Annotated in this window: 27 protein-coding genes, 1 tRNA gene and 1 riboswitch; of the genes, 19 read left to right on the top strand and 9 right to left on the bottom strand. The window is 70.4% G+C overall.

Going from position 1 to position 23,131, the window contains the following annotated elements; genetic code table 11:
- Positions 1-217: 217 nt before the first annotated feature.
- Positions 218-1,546: a nicotinate phosphoribosyltransferase gene (locus tag ACFWFZ_RS28390; protein WP_387125826.1), complete on the bottom strand. Its 1,329-nt coding sequence runs from the start codon at positions 1,544-1,546 to the stop codon at positions 218-220.
- Positions 1,547-1,626: 80 nt separating this feature from the next.
- Here ACFWFZ_RS28390 and clpS point away from each other — a divergent pair, with 80 nt between their 5' ends.
- From clpS to ACFWFZ_RS28355, 7 genes are all read left to right on the top strand, one after another.
- Positions 1,627-1,941, top strand: a complete 315-nt coding sequence (clpS, locus tag ACFWFZ_RS28385; protein WP_030662673.1) for an ATP-dependent Clp protease adapter ClpS — start codon at positions 1,627-1,629, stop codon at positions 1,939-1,941.
- Complete coding sequence (locus ACFWFZ_RS28380) at positions 1,941-2,552, top strand: DUF2017 domain-containing protein (protein ID WP_387125825.1); 612 nt, start codon at positions 1,941-1,943, stop codon at positions 2,550-2,552. The genes clpS and ACFWFZ_RS28380 overlap by 1 nt, the downstream gene beginning before the upstream one ends.
- 317 nt (positions 2,553-2,869) lie before the next feature.
- On the top strand, positions 2,870-4,309 hold the full coding sequence (locus ACFWFZ_RS28375; protein ID WP_387125824.1) for an amino acid permease: 1,440 nt from the start codon (positions 2,870-2,872) through the stop codon (positions 4,307-4,309).
- Between the two features lie 123 nt (positions 4,310-4,432).
- Complete coding sequence (locus ACFWFZ_RS28370; protein WP_387125823.1) at positions 4,433-4,855, top strand: Mov34/MPN/PAD-1 family protein; 423 nt, start codon at positions 4,433-4,435, stop codon at positions 4,853-4,855.
- A 77-nt stretch (positions 4,856-4,932) separates the two neighbouring features.
- Positions 4,933-5,040 carry a putative leader peptide gene (locus ACFWFZ_RS28365; RefSeq protein WP_310941867.1) on the top strand — a complete coding sequence of 36 codons (108 nt, stop codon included), beginning with the start codon at positions 4,933-4,935 and terminating at the stop codon, positions 5,038-5,040.
- A gap of 90 nt (positions 5,041-5,130) precedes the next feature.
- Entirely contained in the window at positions 5,131-5,409 is a 279-nt protein-coding gene (locus ACFWFZ_RS28360; RefSeq protein ID WP_030662661.1) for a MoaD/ThiS family protein, read from the top strand.
- Complete coding sequence (locus tag ACFWFZ_RS28355) at positions 5,409-6,359, top strand: PLP-dependent cysteine synthase family protein (RefSeq protein ID WP_387125822.1); 951 nt, start codon at positions 5,409-5,411, stop codon at positions 6,357-6,359. Before ACFWFZ_RS28360 ends, ACFWFZ_RS28355 begins: the two co-directional genes overlap by 1 nt.
- A gap of 282 nt (positions 6,360-6,641) precedes the next feature.
- Here the strand turns inward: ACFWFZ_RS28355 and ACFWFZ_RS28350 are convergent, their stop codons facing one another.
- Together ACFWFZ_RS28350 and ACFWFZ_RS28345 are read right to left on the bottom strand one after the other, a co-directional pair.
- Positions 6,642-6,995 (bottom strand): DUF488 domain-containing protein, encoded by a 354-nt coding sequence (locus tag ACFWFZ_RS28350; RefSeq protein ID WP_387125821.1) that lies wholly within the window; start codon positions 6,993-6,995, stop codon positions 6,642-6,644.
- Complete coding sequence (locus tag ACFWFZ_RS28345) at positions 6,995-7,414, bottom strand: hypothetical protein (RefSeq protein WP_387125820.1); 420 nt, start codon at positions 7,412-7,414, stop codon at positions 6,995-6,997. Before ACFWFZ_RS28345 ends, ACFWFZ_RS28350 begins: the two co-directional genes overlap by 1 nt.
- A 195-nt stretch (positions 7,415-7,609) precedes the next feature.
- Between ACFWFZ_RS28345 and ACFWFZ_RS28340 the strand changes: the two genes are divergently transcribed.
- Entirely contained in the window at positions 7,610-8,362 is a 753-nt protein-coding gene (locus ACFWFZ_RS28340; RefSeq protein WP_387125819.1) for an MBL fold metallo-hydrolase, read from the top strand.
- A 74-nt stretch (positions 8,363-8,436) separates the two neighbouring features.
- On the opposite strand, the gene ACFWFZ_RS28335 is transcribed toward ACFWFZ_RS28340, so the two are convergent.
- A complete protein-coding gene (locus ACFWFZ_RS28335; RefSeq protein ID WP_387125888.1) occupies positions 8,437-9,660 on the bottom strand; it encodes a PTS transporter subunit EIIC in 1,224 nt (407 codons plus the stop codon).
- A 366-nt stretch (positions 9,661-10,026) separates the two neighbouring features.
- Positions 10,027-11,322, bottom strand: a complete 1,296-nt coding sequence (locus ACFWFZ_RS28330; RefSeq protein WP_387125818.1) for a PTS transporter subunit EIIC — start codon at positions 11,320-11,322, stop codon at positions 10,027-10,029.
- Positions 11,323-11,552: 230 nt separating this feature from the next.
- Here ACFWFZ_RS28330 and ACFWFZ_RS28325 point away from each other — a divergent pair, with 230 nt between their 5' ends.
- The 4 genes from ACFWFZ_RS28325 to rdgB all read left to right on the top strand — a co-directional run bounded on the left by ACFWFZ_RS28325 (position 11,553) and on the right by rdgB (position 13,757).
- Positions 11,553-11,786 carry a glucose PTS transporter subunit EIIB gene (locus ACFWFZ_RS28325; RefSeq protein WP_387125817.1) on the top strand — a complete coding sequence of 78 codons (234 nt, stop codon included), beginning with the start codon at positions 11,553-11,555 and terminating at the stop codon, positions 11,784-11,786.
- A gap of 106 nt (positions 11,787-11,892) precedes the next feature.
- A complete protein-coding gene (rph, locus tag ACFWFZ_RS28320; RefSeq protein WP_387125816.1) occupies positions 11,893-12,618 on the top strand; it encodes a ribonuclease PH in 726 nt (241 codons plus the stop codon).
- 136 nt (positions 12,619-12,754) lie between these two features.
- Positions 12,755-13,135 carry a hypothetical protein gene (locus ACFWFZ_RS28315; RefSeq protein WP_387125815.1) on the top strand — a complete coding sequence of 127 codons (381 nt, stop codon included), beginning with the start codon at positions 12,755-12,757 and terminating at the stop codon, positions 13,133-13,135.
- Positions 13,136-13,142: 7 nt separating this feature from the next.
- Positions 13,143-13,757: an RdgB/HAM1 family non-canonical purine NTP pyrophosphatase gene (rdgB, locus tag ACFWFZ_RS28310; RefSeq protein ID WP_387125814.1), complete on the top strand. Its 615-nt coding sequence runs from the start codon at positions 13,143-13,145 to the stop codon at positions 13,755-13,757.
- A 61-nt stretch (positions 13,758-13,818) separates the two neighbouring features.
- Here rdgB and ACFWFZ_RS28305 read toward each other — a convergent pair.
- The 3 genes from ACFWFZ_RS28305 to bcp form a co-directional block, all read right to left on the bottom strand.
- Positions 13,819-13,902 (bottom strand) — tRNA-Leu (locus ACFWFZ_RS28305).
- Positions 13,903-13,944: 42 nt separating this feature from the next.
- Positions 13,945-14,961: an HNH endonuclease gene (locus ACFWFZ_RS28300; RefSeq protein ID WP_387125813.1), complete on the bottom strand. Its 1,017-nt coding sequence runs from the start codon at positions 14,959-14,961 to the stop codon at positions 13,945-13,947.
- A gap of 147 nt (positions 14,962-15,108) precedes the next feature.
- Positions 15,109-15,576 carry a thioredoxin-dependent thiol peroxidase gene (gene bcp / locus ACFWFZ_RS28295; RefSeq protein ID WP_387125812.1) on the bottom strand — a complete coding sequence of 156 codons (468 nt, stop codon included), beginning with the start codon at positions 15,574-15,576 and terminating at the stop codon, positions 15,109-15,111.
- A 110-nt stretch (positions 15,577-15,686) separates the two neighbouring features.
- Between bcp and ACFWFZ_RS28290 the strand changes: the two genes are divergently transcribed.
- From ACFWFZ_RS28290 to ACFWFZ_RS28280, 3 genes are all read left to right on the top strand, one after another.
- Positions 15,687-16,007 carry a DUF3618 domain-containing protein gene (locus ACFWFZ_RS28290; RefSeq protein WP_387125811.1) on the top strand — a complete coding sequence of 107 codons (321 nt, stop codon included), beginning with the start codon at positions 15,687-15,689 and terminating at the stop codon, positions 16,005-16,007.
- A 43-nt stretch (positions 16,008-16,050) separates the two neighbouring features.
- Positions 16,051-16,392 (top strand): co-chaperone GroES, encoded by a 342-nt coding sequence (locus tag ACFWFZ_RS28285; RefSeq protein ID WP_030009035.1) that lies wholly within the window; start codon positions 16,051-16,053, stop codon positions 16,390-16,392.
- 48 nt (positions 16,393-16,440) lie between these two features.
- Positions 16,441-16,511: riboswitch (guanidine-III (ykkC-III) riboswitch) on the top strand.
- Between the two features lie 31 nt (positions 16,512-16,542).
- Positions 16,543-16,863 (top strand): multidrug efflux SMR transporter, encoded by a 321-nt coding sequence (locus tag ACFWFZ_RS28280; protein WP_030026576.1) that lies wholly within the window; start codon positions 16,543-16,545, stop codon positions 16,861-16,863.
- 54 nt (positions 16,864-16,917) lie between these two features.
- Here the strand turns inward: ACFWFZ_RS28280 and ACFWFZ_RS28275 are convergent, their stop codons facing one another.
- Positions 16,918-19,344, bottom strand: a complete 2,427-nt coding sequence (locus ACFWFZ_RS28275) for a transglycosylase domain-containing protein (protein WP_387125810.1) — start codon at positions 19,342-19,344, stop codon at positions 16,918-16,920.
- Positions 19,345-19,520: 176 nt separating this feature from the next.
- On the opposite strand from ACFWFZ_RS28275, the gene ACFWFZ_RS28270 reads away from it, so the two are divergent.
- The 4 genes from ACFWFZ_RS28270 (at position 19,521) to ACFWFZ_RS28255 (ending at position 22,977) form a co-directional block, all read left to right on the top strand.
- Entirely contained in the window at positions 19,521-20,336 is an 816-nt protein-coding gene (locus tag ACFWFZ_RS28270) for an ABC transporter permease (protein ID WP_387125809.1), read from the top strand.
- 43 nt (positions 20,337-20,379) lie between these two features.
- Positions 20,380-21,234, top strand: a complete 855-nt coding sequence (locus tag ACFWFZ_RS28265; protein ID WP_387125887.1) for an ABC transporter permease — start codon at positions 20,380-20,382, stop codon at positions 21,232-21,234.
- Positions 21,235-21,237: 3 nt separating this feature from the next.
- Positions 21,238-22,209: an ATP-binding cassette domain-containing protein gene (locus ACFWFZ_RS28260; RefSeq protein ID WP_387125808.1), complete on the top strand. Its 972-nt coding sequence runs from the start codon at positions 21,238-21,240 to the stop codon at positions 22,207-22,209.
- 108 nt (positions 22,210-22,317) lie between these two features.
- The gene (locus ACFWFZ_RS28255; protein WP_387125807.1) at positions 22,318-22,977 is read left to right on the top strand and encodes a DUF1707 domain-containing protein; all 660 of its coding nucleotides are present in this window, start codon (positions 22,318-22,320) and stop codon (positions 22,975-22,977) included.
- The last annotated feature ends 154 nt before the right edge of the window (positions 22,978-23,131 follow it).

Genomic DNA, 23,131 nt, shown 5'->3' with positions numbered 1-23,131 from the left:
CGGCGGGCCCTGCGGGAGGCTCTTCCCCCACCCCGCCCCTTCCCGAAACTGGGGCTTCGCCCCAGGCCCCCTACGGCGCTTGGCCCCCGCGCCTCAGTCGCCGGCGAGGCTCAAACGGAGCCTCGCCAGGTGGCACCTCCCAGCGAGCCGGGGGAGACCGAGGCGCGGGGGTCCGGGGGTGGAGCCCCCGCCCCTCCCGCCGAGCGTGCCCGCAGGGCTACACGTACTCCGTCGGGATCACGGCCTCGCCGCGCGAGAGCTGGGTCGCCGACAGCGGCAGGCCCGCGCGCGCCGCGCGGTGCCGGTCGCGGGCAGCCTCCAGCGGCTCCCGGGCGACCACCTCGCCGGCCTTGACCAGGTGGGTCAGCAGCTGGTGGCCGGCCAGACCCGCGGGAACGGGCCCCACGCCCACGACCTCCGCCTCCGCCACCCCGTCGGCGTCCCGTCGGCGGGCCGCCCACTTGCGCCCGCCGATCGACGCCTTCCCGCCCATGGACTTCTTCGCCACCGGAGCCAGCGCCGCCTTCGGGTCCGCCGAGGTGGCCCGCGCCACCAGCTTGTAGACCATCGAGCACGTCGGGTGCCCGCTGCCCGTCACCAGCTGCGTGCCCACGCCGTACGCGTCCACCGGAGCAGCCGCCAGCGAGGCGATGGCGTACTCGTCCAGGTCCGAGGTGACCACGATCTTCGTCGAGGCCGCCCCCAGCTCGTCCAGCTGCTGGCGCACCCGGTGGGCCACCAGCAGCAGGTCCCCCGAGTCGATCCGCACCGCGCCCAGATCGGTGCCCGCCACCTCGACGGCGGTGCGCACCGCCTCGGCCACGTCGTACGTGTCCACCAGCAGGGTGGTGCCGCGGCCCAGCGAGGCCACCTGTGCGGTGAAGGCGTCCCGCTCGCTGTCGTGGACCAGGGTGAAGGCGTGCGCGCTGGTGCCGACGGTGGGGATGCCGTACCGGAATCCGGCCGCCAGGTCCGAGGTGGAGGCGAAGCCGCCCACGTACGCGGCCCGCGCCGAGGCGACGGCCGCCAGTTCGTGGGTGCGCCGCGCGCCCATCTCGATCAGCGGGCGGTCGCCGGCCGCCGAGGACATCCGGGAGGCGGCCGCCGCTATCGCCGAGTCGTGGTTGAGGATCGACAGGATCACCGTCTCCAGCAGCACGCACTCGGCGAAGCTGCCCTCCACGCGCAGGACCGGCGAGCCGGGGAAGTAGACCTCGCCCTCCGGGTAGCCCCAGATGTCGCCGGAGAAGCGGTACGAGGCCAGCCAGTCCAGCGTCCGCATGTCGACGACGGCCCGCTCGCGCAGGAACTCCAGCACCGCGCCGTCGAAGCGGAAGTTCTCCACCGCGTCCAGCACCCGCCCGGTACCCGCGACCACCCCGTAGCGGCGCCCCTCGGGGAGCCGCCGGGTGAACACCTCGAAGACCGAGCGGCGGTCGGCGGTGCCGTTGGCCAGGGCGGCCTGCAACATCGTGAGCTCGTAATGGTCCGTGAAGAGCGCTGTCGACGGCACGTCCACCGGCAGGCCCAGGTCCGCAGGGTTCATGGCGGCGATGCTAGCGCACATTTCGTCAAAGTGACGAGATGTGGGTCCCGTTTGTGCAACGGGCCCGTCACGGTGGCAGCATGGGACGAGTGAGTGTTGCTCCCATTGAGATCGAACGCACCGAGTCGGCCGAAGAGACCTTCGCGGTCCCGGAACCCGACGTTCCCTGGGTGACCCTGGTGCACAACGACCCGGTCAACCTCATGAGCTACGTGGCGTACGTGTTCCAGGCGTACTTCGGCTACTCGAAGGACGTGGCGCACAAGCTGATGCTCGACGTCCACCACAAGGGGCGGGCGGTCGTCTCAAGCGGCTCCCGCGAGGAAATGGAGCGCGACGTGCAGGCCATGCACGGCTACGGCCTGTGGGCGACCCTCTCCCAGGACCGCAACTGATGGGCCGGTCCACCGGGATGTTCGAGTCCCTCAAGGGTGGCGGAGCCGCCATCGCGCTGGACGAGATCGAGATCTCCATCCTGCGCTCGCTCGCGGTCCAGATGCTGGAGCTGATCGGCCCCGGCGACCCCGAGCCGGCCGAGGACGCCGATCCCCTCGCCGCCCTGTTCGCCGACGGGCCCACCGAGCCGCCGTCCGACCCGGCGCTCGCCCGTCTCTTCCCCGACGCCTACGGCTCCCCGGACGGCGCCGGCGAAGAGGGCGTGGACCCGGCGGAGCTCAAGGCCCGCGCGGCGGAGTTCCGCCGCTACACCGAGAACGACCTGCGCGCCCGCAAGCGCGAGGACGCGCTGGCGCTCGTACGCAGCCTGGACGCGCTCACCCCGGCCGGCGACGGGGCCGCCGTGCTGGAGCTGACCGGCGAGCTGCCGCTGCGCTGGCTCGGCGGGCTCAACGACCTGCGCCTGACCCTCGCGGCCCGCCTCGACATCACCGAGGACGACGAGAGCGCCGCACTCTTCCGGCTGCCGGACGACGACCCGCGCAAGCCGATGGTGATGGCGTACCTGTGGCTGGGCGGACTCCAGGAATCCTTGATCGAAACCCTCTGAGGGGCGTCAAGGAAGAGCAATGTTCGCTCAGCGGACGCTCAAATCCGGATAACGATCAGATCACCGCGATGCGGCGATCTGCCATGATCGCTGCGCTTTGTCCGGAAATTTTGACGCCGTGCGCCACATTTCTCCCCCTCCGGGCATCCTCGGCGCGTGATAGATCTTCACGACCGCCGAAGGGACGCCACCCATGTCTCCCGGCCCGCTTGAACCGGCAGACCGCCGGGTGCAACTCCATCCGTATCCGGGGGGATCGAGGACCCGATCCGCAGCCAGTGAAGGCGCGGGTCGGCGTGGAGAAAGGCGCACCAGACATGACCTCAGTGCAGGTCGAGCAGCACGGCAACACGCCCGGCGAGGGCACCCGGGGCGAGGGCGGCGAGGGCTACCACCGCACGCTCGGCGCCCGCCAGATCCAGATGATCGCGATCGGCGGAGCCATCGGCACCGGCCTCTTCCTGGGCGCGGGCAAGGCGATCTCCAAGGCCGGCCCCAGCCTGATCCTGGCCTACGCGATCGCGGGCCTGGTCATCTTCTTCATCATGCGGGCCCTGGGCGAGCTGCTCATGTACCGACCCGTCTCCGGCTCCTTCTCGGACTACGCCCGCGAGTTCCTGGGCCCGTTCTGGGGGTACGTGACGGGCTGGACGTACTGGCTGTTCTGGGTGGTCACCGGCATCACCGAGGTCACCGCCGCCGCGCAGTACATGTCGTACTGGACCCACGACAGCTTCCCGCAGTGGGCCTACGCGCTGATCTTCACGGTCATCCTCTACGCCGCCAACCTGATCTCCGTGAAGCTCTTCGGTGAGCTGGAGTTCTGGTTCTCCATGGTCAAGGTCACCGCCATCGTCGGCATGATCCTGATCTGCGCCGGCATCCTCACCATCGGCTTCTCCGACGCCGCCGACACCGCCACCGTCTCCAACCTGTGGAACGACGGCGGCTTCTTCCCCAAGGGCATCGGCGGCACGCTGATGACCCTGCAGATCGTCATGTTCGCCTTCCTCGCGGTCGAGCTGGTCGGCGTCACCGCCGGCGAGTCCAAGGACCCCGAGAAGACCCTGCCCAAGGCCATCAACACCGTGCCGTGGCGCATCGCCGTCTTCTACGTCGGCGCGCTCATCATGATCCTGTCGGTCGTCCCGTGGACGCACTTCCAGCCGGGCGTCTCGCCCTTCGTCGCCGCCTTCGAGCGCATGGGCCTGGGCATCGGCGCCGCCATCGTCAACTTCGTCGTCCTGACCGCCGCCCTGTCCTCCTGCAACTCCGGCATGTACTCCACCGGCCGCATGCTGCGCGACCTCGCGCTCAACGGCCAGGGCCCGAAGGTCTTCACCAAGCTCACCAGGAGCGGCACCCCGCTCATCGGCACCACCTTCTCCGCCGCGCTGATGCTCGTGGGCGTCTGGATCAACTACGTCGCCCCCGGCAAGGCCTTCGACTACGTCGTCTCCTTCGCCACCATCTCCGGCATGTGGGCCTGGATCATGATCCTGGTCTGCCAGATCCGCTACCGGGCCAAGGCCGACCGCGGCGAGCTGCCCGGCTCGAAGTTCAAGGCACCCGGCGCCCCCTTCACGAGCTGGTTCGCCCTGGCCTTCATCGGCATGGTCATCGTGATGATGGGCGCCGACAAGGACGCGCGCGTCTCGCTGTACTGCGCGCCGCTGTGGGGCGTGATCCTCGGCATCTCCTACCTGGTCCTGAAGAACCGCGACCCGCGCGGCGCGGCCTTCACCAAGGCGTCGTAGCAGCGGCTCCCGGCCGCCCCGCTACGGCCGGGAACCCTGACCCCATGGACATCCTGTCCACCATGCGGGCCCTTGCGTACCACTCCTCGGTACGCAAGGGCCCGTCTGCTTATCCTGTCGCTCATGCTGACCCTCACCCAGGCCCTGTACGACCGGATCGTCGAGCACGCCCGCCAGGACCACCCCGACGAGGCGTGCGGTGTCGTGGCCGGGCCGGCGGGCACCGGCCGCCCCGAGCGGTTCATCCCGATGCTCAACGCGGCCCGCTCGCCCACGTTCTACGAGTTCGACTCGAAGGACCTCCTCAAGCTCTACCGCGAGATGGACGACCGCGACGAGGAGCCGGTGATCGTCTACCACTCGCACACCGCGACCGAGGCCTACCCCTCGCGTACGGACGTCACCTACGCGAACGAGCCCGGCGCGCACTACGTGCTGGTCTCGACGGCGGACAAGGACGGGCTCGGAGAGTTCCAGTTCCGGTCGTACCGGATCATCGACGGCGTGATCACCGAGGAAGAAGTGCAGGTCGTCGAGGCCTACTGACCACCATGTGAGCAGATGGCGTCCACGATGCGGGATCACACTCCAAACCGGGGACCGGGAATCGTTAACATGACCGCATGGTTCCCCATGACGTGAGCATCGAGACGCCCGGCAGGCTGCTGCTCGTGGCGCGGCTGCACGTCGACCTGTGCCGCCTCGCCAGCGCCATCTGTCCTGCCGCCTGAGCACCAGAGCCCTCTCGCGCGGAGGGCCGACGAACCGCGCGCCCGTTTCCCCCGCACACTTGCCTACGTCCTGACGACTGGAGCCCAGCCATGGCCATCGAGGTCCGCATCCCCACCATCCTCCGCACCTACACCGACGGCGAGAAGGCCGTCAACGGTGAGGGCGCCACGCTCGCCGACCTCTTCGCGGACCTGGAGACCCGGCACAAGGGCATCGAGGAACGCATCGTCGACGGCGGCCAGCTGCGCCGCTTCGTGAACGTCTACCTCAACGACGAGGACGTCCGCTTCCTGGACGGCATCTCCACCGCGCTCAAGGACGGCGACAACGTCACCATCCTCCCGGCCGTGGCCGGCGGATCGAAGTAATGCGCTACGACTCCCCGCTGGCCGCGGTCGGCAACACGCCGCTGGTCCGGCTGCCCCGGCTGTCCCCCTCGGACGACGTCCGGATCTGGGCCAAGCTGGAGGACCGCAACCCGACCGGCTCGATCAAGGACCGCCCCGCGCTCCACATGGTCGAGCAGGCCGAGAAGGACGGCCGGCTGTACCCCGGCTGCACGATCCTGGAGCCGACCTCGGGCAACACCGGCATCTCGCTGGCGATGGCGGCCAAGCTCAAGGGCTACCGCATCGTGTGCGTGATGCCGGAGAACACCAGCCAGGAGCGGCGCGACCTGCTGGCCATGTGGGGAGCCGAGATCATCCCGTCGCCGGCCGCCGGCGGCTCCAACACCGCCGTCCGGGTGGCCAAGGAACTGGCCGCGGAGCACCCGGACTGGGTGATGCTCTACCAGTACGGCAACCCGGACAACGCGGGCGCGCACTACGCCACCACCGGCCCGGAGATCCTCGCCGACCTGCCGTCGATCACCCACTTCGTGGCCGGCCTGGGCACCACCGGCACCCTGATGGGCGTCGGCCGCTACCTGCGCGAGAACGCGCCCGGAGTGAAGATCGTCGCGGCCGAGCCGCGCTACGACGACCTCGTGTACGGACTGCGCAACCTGGACGAGGGCTTCGTCCCCGAGCTGTACGACGCCTCCGTGCTCACCACCCGCTACTCGGTGGGCTCGGCCGACGCCGTCACCCGCACACGCGACCTGCTCCAGCAGGAGGGCATCTTCGCGGGCGTCTCCACCGGAGCCGCCCTGCACGCGGCGATCGGCGTGGGCCGCAAGGCGGTGGCCGCGGGCGAGAGCGCCGACATCGTCTTCGTCGTGGCCGACGGCGGCTGGAAGTACCTCTCCACCGGCGTCTACACCGCGGCCACGACGGAAGAGGCCATCGAGGTCCTCCAGGGCCAGCTCTGGGCCTGACCCCGGCGGGGCCGTTCTTCAGCCCCGCCGGCGTTTGAGACGCGGGCCCGGGCAGAGCCCGGGAAACCGAGAAGGGGCGGGGCGGGGAGAAGGCCCCGCGCAGCGGCACCCGCACCCGCTAGTGCCGCGCCGGGCGACGTTTGCCCCGTCGCGGCGTGCGGCACGCACTCTCGCCGCACCGGCCGAAAGCCACGTACGTCCCGTACGAGCGCTTCCGGCCGGCACGCCGAGAGCACGCACCGCACGCCGCTCCTTGCTCCACGGGGCAACTCGATACAGACCCTAGTCCGCCAACCGCTCCGCGAGGATCGCCGCATGGCTGGATGCCGGATCCCTGACCGCGGTCAGCAACGTCAACGGCCCGCCCCCGGCCAGCCCCCGCAGGCGGTCCAGCTCCGCCACAGCCTCCGGCTCCGCCAGCTCCGCCTCGTACCGCTGCCGGAACTCAGCGGCCGAACCCCCGTCGTGGAACCACTTCCGCAGCTCCGTCGACGGCGTGACCGCCTTCGGCCACTCGTCGACCCCCGCCGCCGCCCTCGCCAGCCCCCGCGGCCACAGCCGGTCCACGAGCACCCGCAGCCCGTCCGCCTCCGGCTCCGGCGGGTCGTACACGCGCCGCAAGCGGATCGCCGTCATCACCGACCGCCTCCCAGCCCCTTGACCTCGTCCCATATCGCCGGGTCCAGCATCCCCAGCCTGGCCCGGAACTCCCACAGCGACACCTCGTCCGGCCGGTCCGCCTCCAGGAAGGCCGCCCGGCCCTGCGCCCCCACCGTCCCGGGCGGCAGCGGGATCACCCCGGCCCGCCGGTCGTGGTACTTCGCCGTGATCCACGCGACCCGCGCCCGGTGCTCCCGTACCGGGCCCACGACCAGGACCAGGCAGGTCCGGCCGTCCATCAGGGTCCACAGCTCACCCGCCTGCGGGTGCGGCGGCGGGCCGGTGCCGCGCGCGGGCGGGGCCCGGCGCGTGACGCCCAGCCTCCCCCCGGCGATCAGCATCACCAATGCCAGGGCCACGACCGCGGCCACCGCGGGCCACCAGGACGTGTCCATGTTTCGACCGTAGCTGCGCGGGAGGGCCCCGGCACGGCAACGCCCGTGCCCACCGTCGCTCCCCCGGGTGACAGCGCAGGTGATTCCCCCCACAACGGCCTGCCGCGGAGGAGCGACCGGACCTTTCGCGCCTTACGCTCGACCCACGCACGGCCCGCATTCCGTCCACGGACCGTCCACGGAGGTTCACGCTCCATGAAGCTCACCGTCGTCGGCTGTTCGGGGTCGTTTCCGTCCGCGGAATCGGCCTGTTCGAGCTACCTCGTCGAGGCCGACGGCTTCCGGCTGCTCCTCGACATGGGCAACGGTGCCCTCGGGGACCTGCAGCGCCACTGCGGCCTCTACGACCTCGACGCGATCTTCCTGAGCCATCTGCACGCCGATCACTGCATCGACATGTGCGCGTACTTCGTCGCCCGTTACTACCGCCACGAGGGCGGCCGCTGCGGCACCATCCCCGTCTTCGGCCCCGAGGGCACCGAGAAGCGCCTGACCACGGCCTATGACGACGTCCCCGACGAGCGCTCGATGAGCGAGGTCTTCGACTTCCGCACCCTGAAGCCGGGGACCTTCGAGATCGGCCCCTTCCAGGTCCGTACCGAGCGGGTCGCGCACCCCGTCGAGTCCTACGCCATCCGCGTCGAGCACGGCGGCCGCTCGCTCACGTACTCCGGGGACACCGGCGTCTGCCCCGAACTGGGCCAGCTCGCCGAGGGCGTCGACCTCTTCCTCTGCGAGGCCTCCTTCACGCACGGCAAGGAGGACATCCCGGACCTCCACCTCAACGGCCGCGAGGCCGGCGAGTACGCGCACGGCGGCCGCGTCGGGCGGCTCGTCCTCACCCACATCCCGCCGTGGACGGACCCCGCGCAGAACCTCGCCGACGCCCGCGCGGTCTACGACGGCCCGGTCGACCTGGCATACGCGGGCGCGGTCTACGAGGTCTGAGCAGCCCCGTACACGCGGAAAGCCCCCGCCCTCCCGAAAGGGAGAACGGGGGCTTTCCGTGCATACGGGGCTGCTTACTTGGCCTCGGCCTTCTGCAGCTCGGCGAGCTCCTCGTCGGACTCGCGTCCCGGGGTCGGGATGTTGAACTTCGTGATCGCGAACCGGAAGATCACGTAGTACAGGACCGCGAAGCAGAGACCCACGATCGCGAGGCCCAGCGGGTTGGTGGCCTTGCCGAGGTTCAGCAGGTAGTCGACCGCACCGGCGGAGAAGCCGAAGCCGTCCTTCATGCCGAGGCCCCAGGTCAGTGCCATGGAGACACCGGTGAGCACTGCGTGGATCGCGTAGAGCACCGGGGCGATGAACATGAAGGTGAACTCGATCGGCTCGGTCACACCGGTGACGAAGGCGGTGAGCGCGAGGGAGAACATCATGCCGCCGACGACCTTGCGGCGCTCGGGGCGGGCCGCGTGGGTGATCGCGAGGCAGGCGGCCGGGAGGGCGAACATCATGATCGGGAAGAAGCCGGTCATGAACTGGCCCGCGGTCGGGTCGCCGTGCAGGAAGCGGGCGATGTCGCCGTGGTAGTCGGTGCCGGCGTCGTTGTAGGTGCCCGCCTGGAACCACGGGAAGGAGTTCAGCAGGTGGTGCATGCCGATCGGGATGAGCGCACGGTTGGCGACACCGAAGATGCCCGCGCCGACGGCGCCGGAGCCGACCAGCCACTCACTGAAGCCGTGGATGCCGGTGCCGAGGACCGGCCAGATCAGACCGAAGACGATGCCGATCGCCAGGCCGGCGAACGAGGACAGGATCGGGACGAGGCGGCGGCCGCCGAAGAAGCCCGCCCAGTCCGGCAGCTTGGTCCGGTAGAACTTCTGGTACAGGAGGGCGACGACGATGCCCATCACCACGCCGCCGAGCACACCGGCGTTGACCGGGGCGTCGACGTGGACGATCTTGCCCTCCACGACCTTGGCGACCTTGGGGAGGTTGCTGTCGGTGAAGGTGGCGAGGACCTTCTGGAAGACCAGGTAGCCGGCGACCGCCGCGAGGGCGGTGGAGCCGTCCGACTTCTTGGCGAAGCCGATCGCGATGCCGACGCAGAAGAGCAGGGCCATGTTGCCGAGAATGGCGTCGCCGCCGGCGGCCATGTAGCCCGCGAGCTCCTGGACGAAGTCGGGGAACGACGCGCGTGCCAGCATGTCGTCCTGGCCGAAGCGGACCAGCAGCGCGGCGGCGGGCATCACGGCGACGGGGAGCATGAGGCTCCGGCCGATGCGCTGCATGACGGCCATCACGCCAGCGCCCTTCTTCTTCTCCGCCGCGGGGGCGGTAGCCGTGGACACAACTTCCTCCAGTGGGCAAGGCGACGCCGACGGGGAAAAGAACGGGGGACGGCGACGTCTCAGAAATGGGGGTACGCGGGCTCAGACAGACCCGCGTGGTCTACACCAATCGTGGTGTAGACCAGTTGTAGCACGGTGAGGGATAGATAAGGAACCTTCGTTTTCCTGTGGCCTACGCCACACGGATCGGGCACTGCCCCGGCCGCCCCGTCACCTGGACGTGCCGACAGGGCGAAGCCCCCCGCAACCGTGATCCGAGAGCCTCGGGCGGCCGGGTCGAACGGCCGTGCGGACCAAGCGGGTTGCCCCTTCGCGTCAGGCCTTGGTGTTCTCCGCCCGCATCGCCTCGATCTCCTCGTCCGACTCCCGGCCCGGCGTCGGAATGTCGAACCTCGTGATCGCGAAGCGGAAGACCACGTAGTAGACGACCGCGAAGCCGAGCCCGATCGGAATGATCAGCCACGGCTTCGTGGCCAGTTTCCAGTTGATGACGTAGTCGATCAGGCCCGCCGAGAAACTGAAGCCGTCGTGGACACCGAACGCCCACGTCACCGCCATCGACACGCCCGTGAGCACCGCGTGGACCGCGTACAGCGCCGGCGCGACGAAGAGGAAGGAGTACTCCAGCGGCTCCGTGATCCCCGTGACGAACGAGGTCAGCGCCACCGACAACATCAGACCGCCCACCTCCTTGCGCCGCTGCGGCTTCGCGCAGTGCGTGATCGCCAGGGCGGCCGCCGGCAGGGCGAACATCATGATCGGGAAGAAGCCCGTCAGGAACAGGCCCGCATCCGGGTCGCCGCTGAGGAACATGTTGATGTCACCGTGGACCACCTCGCCGTTCGGCTTCGTGAAGCTGCCGAACTGGAACCACACCGGCACGTTCAGGAACTGGTGCAGGCCGATCACCAGCAGCGCCCGGTTCGCGACACCGAAGATGCCCGCACCCCAGTAGTCCAGGCCCACCAGCCAGTCGGAGAAGCCCTCCAGCGCGCCCCCGATCGGCGGCCAGATCCACAGGCAGAGCGCGGCGAACGCGATCCCCACGAAAGCCATGATGATCGGGACGAGCCGCCGGCCGTTGAAGAAGCCCAGCCAGTCCACCAGCTTCACCCGGTGGTAGCGCTGCCAGAACCAGGCCGCCAGCAGACCCATCACGATGCCGCCGAACACCCCCGGATTCTGGAAGGTGTACTGCGCGAAGGTCTCGTCCGGCCCCAGGCACCCGCCCCCCACGTCCCTCGTCCCCTCCGGGCAGGGCACCGGGAACGCGCGCAGGACACTGCGGTAGACGAGAAAGCCGGCCACCGCCGCCAGCGCCGTCGAACCGTCCGCCTTCTTGGCCATCCCGATCGCGACGCCGACACAGAAGAGCAGCGGCAGACCGAGATCGGCGTTGAGCAGGGCGCCGCCCGCCGCCGCCATCACCTTCGCGATCTGCGCCCACACGCCGGTGCCCTCGGCGTCGATCAGCCCCAGCCGGTTCAGGATGCCGGCCGCCGGCAGCACCGCGATCGGCAGCTGCAGACTCCGCCCCATCTTCTGCAGCCCCTGGAAGAGGCTGTTGCGCCGGGGCGGTCCTGGTACTGCGGCGGCGCTGCTCGCACTCATCGGCGTCTCCCTGACCGGCCCGGATTTTTGGATGCGGCAGCAGTTCCGTGCACACTGGTGTAGACCAGTTGTGGGCAGGTCGCTGCTGATCGTCATCATTCGGCAGGGGCCGGACACGCGCTCGCGTAGATGGGCCAACCGTGCGTTACCGTGACGACGCGGGCCGTGCGGGTGGGTATCCATGTTCCGGCCGCTGAGACTCGTTCTTCGCATCACTCAGGGAGAAACACATGGCCACCAAGGCTGAGAAGATCGTCGCCGGGCTCGGCGGCATCGAGAACATCGAAGAGGTCGAAGGCTGCATCACCCGCCTGCGCACCGAGGTCGTCAACCCCGACCTCGTCGACGAGGCCGCCCTCAAGGCCGCCGGCGCCCACGGCGTCGTCCGGATGGGCACCGCGGTCCAGGTCGTCATCGGCACCGACGCCGACCCGATCGCCACCGACATCGAAGACATGATGTGACCCGCACCCCCTGAGCCCGGGCCATCCCGCCCGAAGCACCGACGGACCCCGTCCCGTAACCCGGACGGGGTCTTCGCGTTGTCGGCCAACCACTAGGCTCGGACACATGTCTCGCATCGACGGCCGTACGCCCGAACAGCTCCGCCCGGTCACCATCGAACGCGGATGGAGCAAGCACGCCGAGGGCTCCGTCCTCATCTCCTTCGGAGACACCAAGGTCTTCTGCACCGCCTCCTTCACCGAAGGCGTCCCGCGCTGGCGCAAGGGCAGCGGCGAAGGCTGGGTCACCTCCGAGTACTCGATGCTGCCGCGCTCCACCAACACCCGCGGCGACCGCGAATCCGTCCGCGGCAAGATCGGCGGCCGCACCCACGAGATCTCCCGCCTCATCGGCCGCTCGCTGCGCGCCGTCATCGACTACAAGGCCCTCGGCGAGAACACCATCGTCCTGGACTGCGACGTCCTCCAGGCCGACGGCGGCACCCGCACCGCCGCCATCACCGGCGCCTACGTCGCCCTCGCCGACGCCGTCGCCTGGGGCCAGCAGAAGAAGCTCATCAAGGCCGGCCGCAAGCCCCTCACCGGAACCGTCGCCGCCGTCAGCGTCGGCATCGTCGACGGCGTCCCGCTCCTCGACCTCTGCTACGAGGAGGACGTGCGCGCCGAAACCGACATGAACGTCGTCTGCACCGGCGACGGCCGCTTCGTCGAGGTCCAGGGCACCGCCGAGGGCGAGCCCTTCGACCGCAAGGAACTCAACGCCCTCCTCGACCTCGCCGCCGGCGGATGCGCGGACCTCGAAGCGATCCAGCGGGGCGCGCTGGACCTGTAGGCGGCAACCACAGGACGCCCTCCGGCGTCCCTACGGACAACGGGCTCACGGTGCAACAGCCGTGCGCCCGCCCATGCCAGCCCTCGTACACCCGCATCCGCCCCGTACACGTCACACGTCCTCTCGGGAGAACCGCATGAAGCTCCGCATAGCGGCAGTAGCCGTGGCAGCCGCCCTGACCATCCCGGCCCTTTCCGCCTGCAGCGCCATCTCCACGGCAATGGACTGCGCGAACACGGCGGTCGCCATCACGGACGGCGCGAACGACCTCCAGCAGGCCGTCTCCCAGGCGGGCAACAGCCCCCAGGACGCCAAGAACGCACTCGACCAGATCGAGGCCAACCTCAAGAAGATCGGCGACCAGACCGACAACGCCGACCTGGGCAAGGCCATCGACTCGATGAACACGGCCGTCAAGAACGTCCGCACCTCCATCGAGAGCGGCAACCCCACCCCGGACATCAAGCCGGTCGCCGACGCCGCGAGCGAGATCTCCAAGGTCTGCACCCCGGGATAATGAGGGCATGACCTCGACGCCCAGCCGCCTGATCCTCGCGACCCGCAACGCGGGCAAAGTCTCCGAACTGCGCGCCATCCTCGCCGACGCCGGCCTGCCCCACGGGCTGGTCGGCGCGGACGCGTACCCGGAGATCCCCGACGTCAAGGAGACCGGCGTCACCTTCGCCGAGAACGCCCTGCTCAAGGCCCACGCACTGGCCCAGGCCACCGGCCTGCCCGCGGTCGCCGACGACTCCGGCCTCTGCGTCGACGTCCTGCACGGCGCCCCCGGCATCTTCTCCGCGCGCTGGGCCGGCCGCCACGGCGACGACAAGGCCAACCTGGACCTGCTCCTCGCGCAGCTCGGCGACATCGCCGACGAGAACCGCGGAGCCCACTTCGCGTGCGCGGCAGCCCTCGCCCTCCCGGACGGCACCGAACGCGTCGTCGAGGGCCGCCTCCTGGGCACCCTGCGCCACACCCCGTCCGGCACGGGCGGCTTCGGCTACGACCCGATTCTCCAGCCCCTGGGCGAGTCCCGCACCTGCGCGGAACTGACCCCGGCCGAGAAGAACGCCATCTCCCACCGCGGCCAGGCCTTCCGCGCCCTGGTCCCCTTCATCCGCGCCCTCCTGCCCTGACGGGTGGATACGCCGAAGGTCCCGTACGCAGAGAGTGCCTACGGGACCTTCGGCGTGGACGTGCGGTTGGGGGGACTCGAACCCCCACGGGTTTTACCCCACTTGGACCTAAACCAAGCGTGACTGCCAATTCCACCACAACCGCGACATTTAACCCAATACGGACATCTCGTCGACTGGGTTGAGTTCAGTCTACGGGGCGGCCGGGCCGGGCGGCAGGTTTGGGGCTCCGGTTCCGGCACCACGTGTCCGTCAGGGAGTGGCAGTTGGGGCACAAGTAGCGGAGGTTCTCGCGGCGATTGTCGAGCCAGTCGCCGTTGACGTGGTCGATTTGGAGTGTGATCTGCCGCCCCTGCCACTCGCCGGGGTTTCCGCATCCGGCGCAGGCGTACGGGACCCCCAGCTCTTGCAGTGCGCGGTGGAGGCGGGGGCGCCTGGTCCGGGCGGAGCCCTCGGGGCATAGTACGAGCGTGCCAGGTGCGGCCGGCTTCGCGGTCACGGTCGGCGGTTTTCCCCACGGGCGTCGCGTGAAGTGTCCGACGTCCAGGCCGAGTCGTGCCACCTGCCGCCGCAGCCTGCGACGGTTCACGTCGTTGACCTCCATGTCCAGTGCGCGCATGAGGTCCGCGTAGCTGGCGGCACTTGGAACGGCCATGCGTAGATCCGTCTCGGAGATGATCCGGCGGGAGTTGCGGAAATGAGCCGTGTCGGTGCCCTGCTGCTTCAGCGCCCTTGCGAGCGCAGCGCGGGACCGGCCGTCGTCCGGCAGGCCCAGAACTCGGGCCGCCCCGCGAAGGCTGTCGGACGCGGCGGCGGCTTGGGTGAGTTCCTCCCCGGTGAACGGCAATTCGACGTACTGTCGTCTCGCACCCTTGAAGTGGCTGGTGTCTATGCCTGCCGCGGTGATGCGACGGACGATGTGGGACAGCGTCCCGGTCGACGGTCGGGCTCCGAGCTCGAGGGCCACTTCGCGGACGGTCGTGGACGAGGCCGCAGCCGAGGCGATGGCCTCGTCCGAGTAGAGGCGCCTGGCGCTCTGGTTTGCGAAATGTCCGGTGTCCAGGCCGTGGAGCTCCGCTGCGGCTTGGAGCTTTCGCCGCTGTCCCCCGCTGGCTTTGAGCCCGAGCCGTCTCATCAGGTCGGCCCAGCTCTTCGACTCGGCTATGGCTGCGGCCAGCGGCTCCCGCTCGTACGGATCGACCATGGTGCCCCCCCCGATAGCGTCCGGCCGCGTGTGCGGCCCTCGTACGGAGTAACGAGCCGATAGTCGGACGGATGCGGGGGGTTTCGTCCGATAAGCGGAGCGGGCCGCCCCGGATGGGGGGCGGCCCGCTCGGGGGGACGGGGGTGGTCAGATGCCCAGGTCCTTGATGATCTTGGCTACGTGGCCCGTCGCCTTCACGTTGTAGAAGGCGTGCTCGACCTTGCCCTCCTCGTCGACGACCACCGTGGAGCGGATGACGCCCGTGACCGTCTTGCCGTACAGCTTCTTCTCGCCGAACGCCCCGTACGCCGCCAGCGTCTCCTTCTCCGGGTCGCCGACCAGCGTGACCTTCAGGTGCTCCTTCTCGCGGAACTTCGCCAGCTTCTCCGGCTTGTCGGGGGAGACGCCGATGACGTCGTAGCCGGCCGCGGCCAGGACGTCCAGGTTGTCCGTGAAGTCGCACGCCTGCTTCGTGCAGCCCGGCGTCAGGGCTGCGGGGTAGAAGTAGACGATGACCTTGCGGCCCTTGTGCTCGGCGAGCGAGACCTCGTTGCCGTCCGCGTCGGGCAGGGTGAAGGCGGGGGCGGTGTCGCCCGGCTGGAGTCGCTCGCTCATCTGACAGTCTCCTCGGGAGGGGATCGGTACGTCACGAGACTAAGCTGACAGACTGTTCACGGCGGACTACGCCCCCACACGATCACGACCACGACGACGGAGGCAGCGCGGTGTCGGAAGCCAGGACCCCCGCACAGATCGAGGCGGACATCGTCCGCCGCCGCGAGCAGCTCGCCGAGACGCTCGACGAGATCGGCGTGCGCATGCACCCGCAGACGATCATCGGGGACGCGCGGGCCCGGGTCGCCTCGACCGTCGACGAGACCGCGGGGCGGGCCTTCGCCACGGTGAACCGTGTCGTGACGGACCTGCGCGACGGTCTGCGGCACGAGGACGGGACCCCGCGCCTTGAGCGCGTCGTGCCCGTCGCGCTGCTCGCGGTCGGGGTGGTCGGTCTGCTCGTGGTGTCGGCGCGCCGCAAGCGCGGATGACCCTGCGCGGTACGGGAGGGGCGCGGACAGGTAGGTTCGGGGCGTGAGCGAGAACACCACCCACGACAAGCTGCCCATCCGCATGCTGCACGACCGCGTGCTCGTGAAGTCCGACCTGCCCGAGGGTGAGCGGCGCTCCGGCGGCGGCATCCTGATCCCGGCGACGGCCGCCGTGGGCAAGCGGCTGGCCTGGGCCGAGGTCGTCGCGGTCGGGCAGAACGTCCGGACCGTCGAGCCCGGTGACCGGGTGCTGTACGACCCGGAGGATCGTGCCGAGGTCGAGGTGCGCGGGGCGACGTACGTGCTGATGCGCGAGCGGGACCTGCACGCCGTGGCCGCGGAGCGGCTGGAGGGGTCGGAGGACTCCACCGGGCTGTACCTCTGATCCGACGCGGGGCGACAAGGGCTGGTGGCCGAGGTCACCGGCCCTTTGCGCTGCCCTTTGCTACGGTGGGGGAGAACCCGACGAGACGCGCCGTACCGGGTACGACAAGACGACGCACCCCGTATCGCCCGATGTCTCGGAGGTGCCGTCATGGCCTGGGTTCTTCTTCTTCTCGCCGGTCTGCTCGAAGTGGGCTGGTCCATCGGCATGAAGTTCACCGAGGGCTTCACCCGGCTCTGGCCCAGTGTGTTCACGGGCGCCGGGATCGTGGCCAGCATGGTGCTGCTGTCCTACGCCGCGAAGACGCTGCCCATCGGCACGGCGTACGGGGTGTGGGTGGGCATCGGTGCCGCCGGTGCGGCGGTGCTCGGTATGGCGGTGCTGGGTGAGCCCGTCACCGCCGCCCGGATCTTCTTCATCTGTCTGCTGCTGGTCGCCGTGGTGGGGCTGAAGGCGACTTCCGGTCACTGACCCCCGGTCACCGGCCTCCGGTCACCGGCCTCCGGTCAATGACCCGGAGGCCGCCTACTCCAGGAACGCCGACGGCGGGCGCGGGCCTCCGATGACGCCGCCGCCGTCGGAGCCGCCCGGGCCGCCGGTGCCGCCCTGGGTGCCCGCGGTGGTGCCGCCCTCGTCGCCCTGACCGTTACTGCTGCCGGTACCGCCGTTGTCCTGGCCGCCCTGTGTCCGGCCGCCGTTGTCGCGGCCGCCGTCCTGGCCTCCGTTGTCCCGGCCGCCCTGGGTGCGGCCCCCGTTGTCCTGCCCGCTGCTGTCCTGGCCCCCGTTGCCCTGGCCGCCGTTGTCCTGGCCGCCGTTGTCCTGCCCGCGGGACGGCGGGGTCGGCCGCAGGGAGGGGGACGCGGTGTCCTCGCCCGGTGTCTCCTGCGGCGGGTTCCATGGCGATGAGGGCGGCGGCGGGGGCTGGGCGGCGCCCGGCTGGAGGTCGAGTTCGAAGTCGACGGGGTCGGTGGCCTCCAGTGCGGTCTTCGTGTAGGCGGCCCAGATACGGGCCGGGTAGCCGCCACCGCCGATGCGGGACTCGCCGAGGGCCCCGTACAGCGACTCCAGGGTGCCGGTGTCGGGGTCCTGGCCCATCATCGCGACCACCGTGACCAGGTTCGGGGTGTAGGCCGCGAACCAGGCCGAGCGGTCCAGTTCACCGGTGCCGGTCTTGCCCGCGGCCGGGTGGCCGGCGGCGAGGGCCGCCGTACCGGTGCCGTTGTCCACGACGCTGACCAGCATGGACGTGGTGGTGTCGGCGGCCTCGCGGCTGATGGCCTGGACGGGGGTCCGCTCGGGCAGGGGGATCTTGTCGCCGCCCTTCGCGATCTCCTCCACGAAGGTGTAGGGCGTGCGGCGGCCGTGGTCGGCGAGGGTCGCGTACGCCTGGGTCATGTCCAGGACGCTGGCCTGGAGGGTGCCGAGGGCCATGGCCGGGCCGACGACGAAGTTCGGGGTGTCCTCGGGGACGCCCAGGTCGATGGCGGTCTTCTTGACCTTGGCGGTGCCGACGTCGACGGCCATCTGCGCGTAGACGGCGTTGACGGAGAGGTCGGTGGCGGTGTTGACGGTGATGTTCCCGTACGAGACCTGGCCCTCGTTCTCCGGGGCGAAGCGGATCCGGCCGCCGACGACGGGGCGCTTGTTGTCGCCGTTGTAGATCGTGTGGGGGGTGATCCTGCGGCCGTCCTGGGTGCGGGAGTCGTTCTCCACCGCGGCCGCGAAGACGAAGGGCTTGAAGGTGGAGGCGACCTGGTAGTCGTGCCGGGTCGCGTTGTTCACGTACTGCCTGGTGTAGTCGACGCCGCCGTACATGGCGACGACCTTGCCCGTGGCCGGGTCGATGGAGACTCCGCCCGCCCGCACCAGCCGGTCCGCCGTGCGGGTCTGGGGGTCGAGCTTGCCGAGCATCTGGTCGTCGACGGCCTCGACGAAGTCGGCCTGGCGGCGCCGGTCGATGGTGGTGCGGATCCGGTAGCCGCCCTCGGCGAGGGTCTTGTCGTCGAGGATCCCCCGGTCGAGGATGAATTCCTTGATCGCTTCGACGAGGTAGCCGCGCTGGCCGGACAGGCCGGCGGCGGCCCGTACCTTGCCGGGTTCGGGGAACTGCGTGGTCGCGCGCTGGGCGGCGGGCAGCCAGCCCTTCTTGACCATGCCGTCGAGGACGTAGTTCCAGCGGGCGAGGGCGCGGGGGCGGCTCTGCGGGTGGGAGACGACGTCGAAGGCGCTGGGGGAGTTGAGGAGGGTGGCGAGGTAGGCGCCCTCGGCGGTGGTGAGGTCGCCGACGTCCTTGCCGTAGTAGGCCTGGGATGCGGCCTGGATGCCGTAGGCGTTGCGGCCGAAGTAGCTGGTGTTGAGGTAGCCCTCAAGGATGTAGGCCTTCGACTTCTCGCGACCGAGTTTGATCGCGATGAAGAACTCCTTGGCCTTGCGCTTGAGGGTCTGTTCCTGGCCCAGGTAGTAGTTCTTGACGTACTGCTGGGTGATCGTCGATCCGGACTGGGTGCCTTTGCCGGTGGCCGTGTTCCAGGCGGCGCGGACCATGGCCTTGGGGTCCACCGCCCGTTCGGAGTAGAAGTCCCGGTCCTCCGCGGCCAGTACGGCCTCCTGGACGGTCCGCGGGATCTGGGAGAGGGGCACGTTGACGCGGTTGACCTCGCCGTCGCGGGCGATCTGGGAGCCGTCGGAGTAGAGGTAGACGTTGGACTGCGCGGTCGCGGCGGCGTTGGCCGGCGGGATGTCGACCAGCAGGTAGCCGGCCACGAGGCCGCCGCCGATCAGGAGGGCGAGGAGCAGTAAGGCGCCGAGGACCATGCGCCAGGTGGGGAGGAGGCGGCGCGGCCCGGTCCGCCCGCGGCGGGTCTTCCTCCTCTCCCCGGGGCCTGCCCCGCCGTCGGGCGGGGTGTCCGGGTCGCGAGGGGTCCAGCCCGCGGGTGGTGACTGGTCGCTCATCTCCAGGACTCCTCGACGCTGTTCGCAATATCCACTTCTGTACCTCATGGTGTCTACCCGATGGCCGGTGACAACCGCTCCGGACGGGGGTAAATCGGTCGCGTGGCTCGCCCCTCCGCACTAAGCTCGCGCGCTTTGGCCGACGTAGGAACGACGTGGAAAACGGAGGGGATACGGTGCGCCAGAGAGTGGCCCTTTACGCGGCGGTCGCGGCCGGCGGTTTCCGGCGCTACGCCACCTACGGGACGGCGACCGCGGCGGGCGTGTTCACCAACACCGTGTTCGGGTTCATCGTCGCCTTCACGTACATCGCGCTGTGGGAGCAGCGCCCCGGGCTGGGCGGATACGACCAGGCCCAGGCCCTGACCTTCGTCTGGGTGAGCCAGTCGCTGCTGGCCGCGGGGGCGTTGATCGGCGGCGGGTTCCAGGAGGAGCTCCAGGAACGGGTGCGTACGGGCGACATCGCCGTCGACCTGTACCGGCCGGCCGACCTCCAGATGTGGTGGCTGGCGGCCGACCTGGGCCGTGCCGCCTTCCAGCTGCTGGGGCGCGGGCTGGTCCCGCTCGCGGCGGGGGCGCTGGTCTTCCCGCTGGCGCTGCCTTCGGACCCGTCGCGCTGGCTGCTGTTCCTGGTCTCCGTGGCGCTGGGGCTGGTGGTGAGCTTCGCGGTGCGCTACCTGCTGGGACTGCTGGCCTTCTGGCTGCTGGACGGGTCCGGGATCAACCTGATGGCGACCGTCGTCTCGATCTTCTTCTCGGGGATGCTGCTGCCGCTGACCGTCTTCCCCGGTGCCTTCGGCGAGTTCGTGCGCGTACTGCCGTGGGCGGCGATGCTCCAGGTCCCGCTGGACGTGCTGCTGGGTGAGCACGCGGGGGCCGGGAGCGCGGCCGGCGCGCTGGGCTTCCAGGCCGGCTGGGTCCTCGTACTGCTGGGCGCGGGGAGGCTGTTGCAGTCGGCGGCGACGCGGAAGGTGGTGGTCCAGGGTGGCTGAGGTGACTGAGGTGACTGAGGCGGCTGGGGCGGCCGATGCGGTTCTGGAGCGGCGGGAGTTCGCGGGGCTGGAGGTGCCGCGGGCGCGGGGCCGGATCTGGGAGGGGCTGCGCGGCTACGGCCTGATCGTGGCGATGTGGATCCGGTCGACGATGACGTACCGGACGTCCTTCGTCCTGTCGACGCTGGGGAACGCGGCGATCACGCTGCTGGACTTCGTCGCGATCTACATCATGTTCTCGCACGTGGACGTCCTCGGCGGTTTCACGCTGCCCGAGGTCGCCCTGCTGTACGGGTCCTGCTCGGCGTCCCTGGGGCTGGCGGACCTGCTGCTGGGCAACACCGACCGGATCGGCGCCAGGATCCGTGACGGTTCGCTCGACACCATGCTGGTGCGTCCGGTGCCGCTGCTCGCGCAGGTCGCCGCCGACCGCTTCGCGCTGCGCCGACTGGGCCGGATCGGGCAGGGGCTGGGGGTGCTGGGCTGGGCGCTGTGGACGCTGGAGGTGGACTGGACGGCCGGGAAGGTGCTGCTGGTGCCGGTGATGGTGCTGGCCGGCGGGTCGATCTTCGCGGCGGTGATGGTGGCGGGGGCGGCCTTCCAGTTCATCGCCGGAGACGCGGCGGAGGTGCAGAACTCCTTCACCTACGGCGGCTGCACGATGCTGCAGTACCCGCCGACGGTCTTCGCGACGGAGCTGCTGCGCGCGGTGACCTTCGTCGTCCCGCTGGCCTTCGTCAACTGGCTGCCCGCGCTGTACGTGCTGGGGCGGCCCGATCCGCTGGGTCTGCCGGGGTGGGCCGCGTTCCTGAGCCCGCTGGTGGCCCTCGCGGTGTTCGTGCCCGCGTCGCTGGCCTGGCGCGCGGGAGTCCGTTCGTACCGGAGCACGGGGAGCTGAGCCGTGGTGGATGATGCGCTGATCTCGCTGGACGGGGTCGAGAAGGTCTTTGCCGTACGGCGCCGGGTGGGCCTGATGCGCCGGGAGAAACGCCAGGTCAGGGCGGTGGACGGGATCAGCTTCGCGGTCGCGCGGGGCGAGATGGTCGGCTACATCGGGCCCAACGGGGCCGGGAAGTCCACCACGATCAAGATGCTGACCGGCATCCTGACCCCGAGCGGCGGCCGGCTGCGGGTCGCGGGCATCGACCCGGCGCGGGAGCGGGTGCGCCTCGCGCAGCGGATCGGGGTGGTCTTCGGGCAGCGCACCACGCTGTGGTGGGACCTGCCGCTGAAGGACTCCTACGGGCTGATGCGGCGGATGTACCGGGTGCCGCGGGCGCGGTTCGAGGAGAACCTGGAGCGGTGCGTGGACCGCCTCGACCTGGCGGAGCTGCTCGACGTACCGGTGCGTCAGCTGTCGCTCGGGCAGCGGATGCGCGGGGACATCGCGGCGGCGCTGCTGCACGATCCCGACGTGCTGTACCTGGACGAGCCGACGATCGGGCTGGACGTGGTGAGCAAGGCGAAGGTACGGGGATTCCTCCGGCAGCTGAACGAGGAGCGCGGCACGACGGTGCTGCTGACCACGCACGACCTCCAGGACATCGAGCAGCTCTGCGAGCGGGTGATGGTCATCGACCACGGGCGGCTGATGTACGACGGGGCGCTGGGCGGGCTGCACGCGGCGGGGTCGGCGGGGGAGAGCGAGCGGACGCTGGTGGTGGACCTGGAGCGGGAGCTGGCGCCGATCAGCGTGCCGGGGGCGCGGGTGGTGAAGGTGGAGGGGCCGAGGCAGTGGCTGGCGTTCCCGGCGGGGTCGTCGGCGGCGCCTCTGGTGTCGGCGGTGGCGGCGCAGTACCCGCTGGTGGACCTGTCGGTGCGGGAGCCGGACATCGAGGACGTGATCGCGCGGATGTACGCGGGACGGGGCTGAGCGCGGCCGGCTGCGGCGGGGCTCGGGGGCGGTCTCAGGGTTCGGTGGGGGACGGTATCAGGGGCCGGGCCATACAACTCCCCTGCGGGCATGCATAGTCTGGTGCGTATGAGTGACGAGCGGCCGGAGAAGCCGTTGCCGGAGTTGAGGGCGTCGGATGCCGACCGGGACCGGGTGGTGGAGCGTCTTCGGGACGCCGTCGCCGAGGGCCGGCTCGACATGGACGAGTTCGAGGAGCGGCTGGAGGCTGCGTACAAGTCCCGTACGTACGCGGAGCTGGAACCGCTGACGGCCGATCTCCCGGCGCCCACGGGCCCGGCCGCCGCCCCGCCGGCGACGGTGGCGGCGGGCGGCTCCGCCTGGCCGGGCCGGATCGGCGGGACGGGTACCTCGACGGTGGCTGTGGCGGTGATGTCGGGCTTCCAGCGCAAGGGCCGGTGGACGGTCCCCGCCCGCTTCGACGCGGTGGCGTTCTGGGGCGGCGGCGAGCTGGACCTGCGCGAGGCGGACTTCGCGCAGCGCGAGGTGGTGATCAACTGCGTCGCGGTCATGGGCGGCATCGAGATCACGGTGCCGCCGGGGGTGGACGTCGACGTACGGGGCTTCGGCTTCATGGGCGCGTTCGACCAGCGGGACAGCCCGGGGCCGACGCAGCCAGGCGCTCCGCGGGTGGTGGTGACGGGTTTCGCCTTCTGGGGCGGCGTGGAGGTCAAGATCAAGCCGCCCAAACGGCCGCGGGGTGGCCTGTCGCTGCGCAAGGAGCCGTAGGCTCCCGCGGGGGTGGCGGTGGCTTCGGTTCGGCTGCCGCCGGCGGTTCGGCTCCGGTCGGTGGCTGCTGGGGCTGCGCCCCGGGCTGTGCGGTTCGGCTGCCGTCGGTGTTTCGGCTGCCCGCCGGTGGGTGGTGCTGGGGCTCTGCCCCAGG

Source organism: Streptomyces sp. NPDC060232 (assembly GCF_042726555.1).
In the GTDB taxonomy this organism is placed as follows: Bacteria; Actinomycetota; Actinomycetes; order Streptomycetales; family Streptomycetaceae; genus Streptomyces.
The sequence above is the reverse complement of the archived record's forward strand: the minus strand, read 5'-3'. Positions and strand labels throughout refer to the sequence as shown.

Coding starts and splice junctions, on each gene's coding strand:
- ACFWFZ_RS28315 (WP_387125815.1), top strand. CDS start 12,755: ATGAAGCTCCGCATAGCGGCAGTAGCCGTGGCAGCCGCCCTGACCATC.
- ACFWFZ_RS28330 (WP_387125818.1), bottom strand. CDS start 11,322: ATGAGTGCGAGCAGCGCCGCCGCAGTACCAGGACCGCCCCGGCGCAAC.
- clpS (WP_030662673.1), top strand. CDS start 1,627: ATGGGACGAGTGAGTGTTGCTCCCATTGAGATCGAACGCACCGAGTCG.
- ACFWFZ_RS28335 (WP_387125888.1), bottom strand. CDS start 9,660: ATGGCCGTCATGCAGCGCATCGGCCGGAGCCTCATGCTCCCCGTCGCC.
- ACFWFZ_RS28360 (WP_030662661.1), top strand. CDS start 5,131: ATGGCCATCGAGGTCCGCATCCCCACCATCCTCCGCACCTACACCGAC.
- ACFWFZ_RS28390 (WP_387125826.1), bottom strand. CDS start 1,546: ATGAACCCTGCGGACCTGGGCCTGCCGGTGGACGTGCCGTCGACAGCG.
- ACFWFZ_RS28355 (WP_387125822.1), top strand. CDS start 5,409: ATGCGCTACGACTCCCCGCTGGCCGCGGTCGGCAACACGCCGCTGGTC.
- ACFWFZ_RS28325 (WP_387125817.1), top strand. CDS start 11,553: ATGGCCACCAAGGCTGAGAAGATCGTCGCCGGGCTCGGCGGCATCGAG.
- ACFWFZ_RS28380 (WP_387125825.1), top strand. CDS start 1,941: ATGGGCCGGTCCACCGGGATGTTCGAGTCCCTCAAGGGTGGCGGAGCC.
- ACFWFZ_RS28370 (WP_387125823.1), top strand. CDS start 4,433: ATGCTGACCCTCACCCAGGCCCTGTACGACCGGATCGTCGAGCACGCC.
- ACFWFZ_RS28365 (WP_310941867.1), top strand. CDS start 4,933: ATGGTTCCCCATGACGTGAGCATCGAGACGCCCGGCAGGCTGCTGCTC.
- ACFWFZ_RS28300 (WP_387125813.1), bottom strand. CDS start 14,961: ATGGTCGATCCGTACGAGCGGGAGCCGCTGGCCGCAGCCATAGCCGAG.
- ACFWFZ_RS28350 (WP_387125821.1), bottom strand. CDS start 6,995: ATGACGGCGATCCGCTTGCGGCGCGTGTACGACCCGCCGGAGCCGGAG.
- ACFWFZ_RS28340 (WP_387125819.1), top strand. CDS start 7,610: ATGAAGCTCACCGTCGTCGGCTGTTCGGGGTCGTTTCCGTCCGCGGAA.
- ACFWFZ_RS28275 (WP_387125810.1), bottom strand. CDS start 19,344: ATGAGCGACCAGTCACCACCCGCGGGCTGGACCCCTCGCGACCCGGAC.
- bcp (WP_387125812.1), bottom strand. CDS start 15,576: ATGAGCGAGCGACTCCAGCCGGGCGACACCGCCCCCGCCTTCACCCTG.
- ACFWFZ_RS28345 (WP_387125820.1), bottom strand. CDS start 7,414: ATGGACACGTCCTGGTGGCCCGCGGTGGCCGCGGTCGTGGCCCTGGCA.
- ACFWFZ_RS28375 (WP_387125824.1), top strand. CDS start 2,870: ATGACCTCAGTGCAGGTCGAGCAGCACGGCAACACGCCCGGCGAGGGC.
- ACFWFZ_RS28280 (WP_030026576.1), top strand. CDS start 16,543: ATGGCCTGGGTTCTTCTTCTTCTCGCCGGTCTGCTCGAAGTGGGCTGG.
- rph (WP_387125816.1), top strand. CDS start 11,893: ATGTCTCGCATCGACGGCCGTACGCCCGAACAGCTCCGCCCGGTCACC.
- ACFWFZ_RS28255 (WP_387125807.1), top strand. CDS start 22,318: ATGAGTGACGAGCGGCCGGAGAAGCCGTTGCCGGAGTTGAGGGCGTCG.
- rdgB (WP_387125814.1), top strand. CDS start 13,143: ATGACCTCGACGCCCAGCCGCCTGATCCTCGCGACCCGCAACGCGGGC.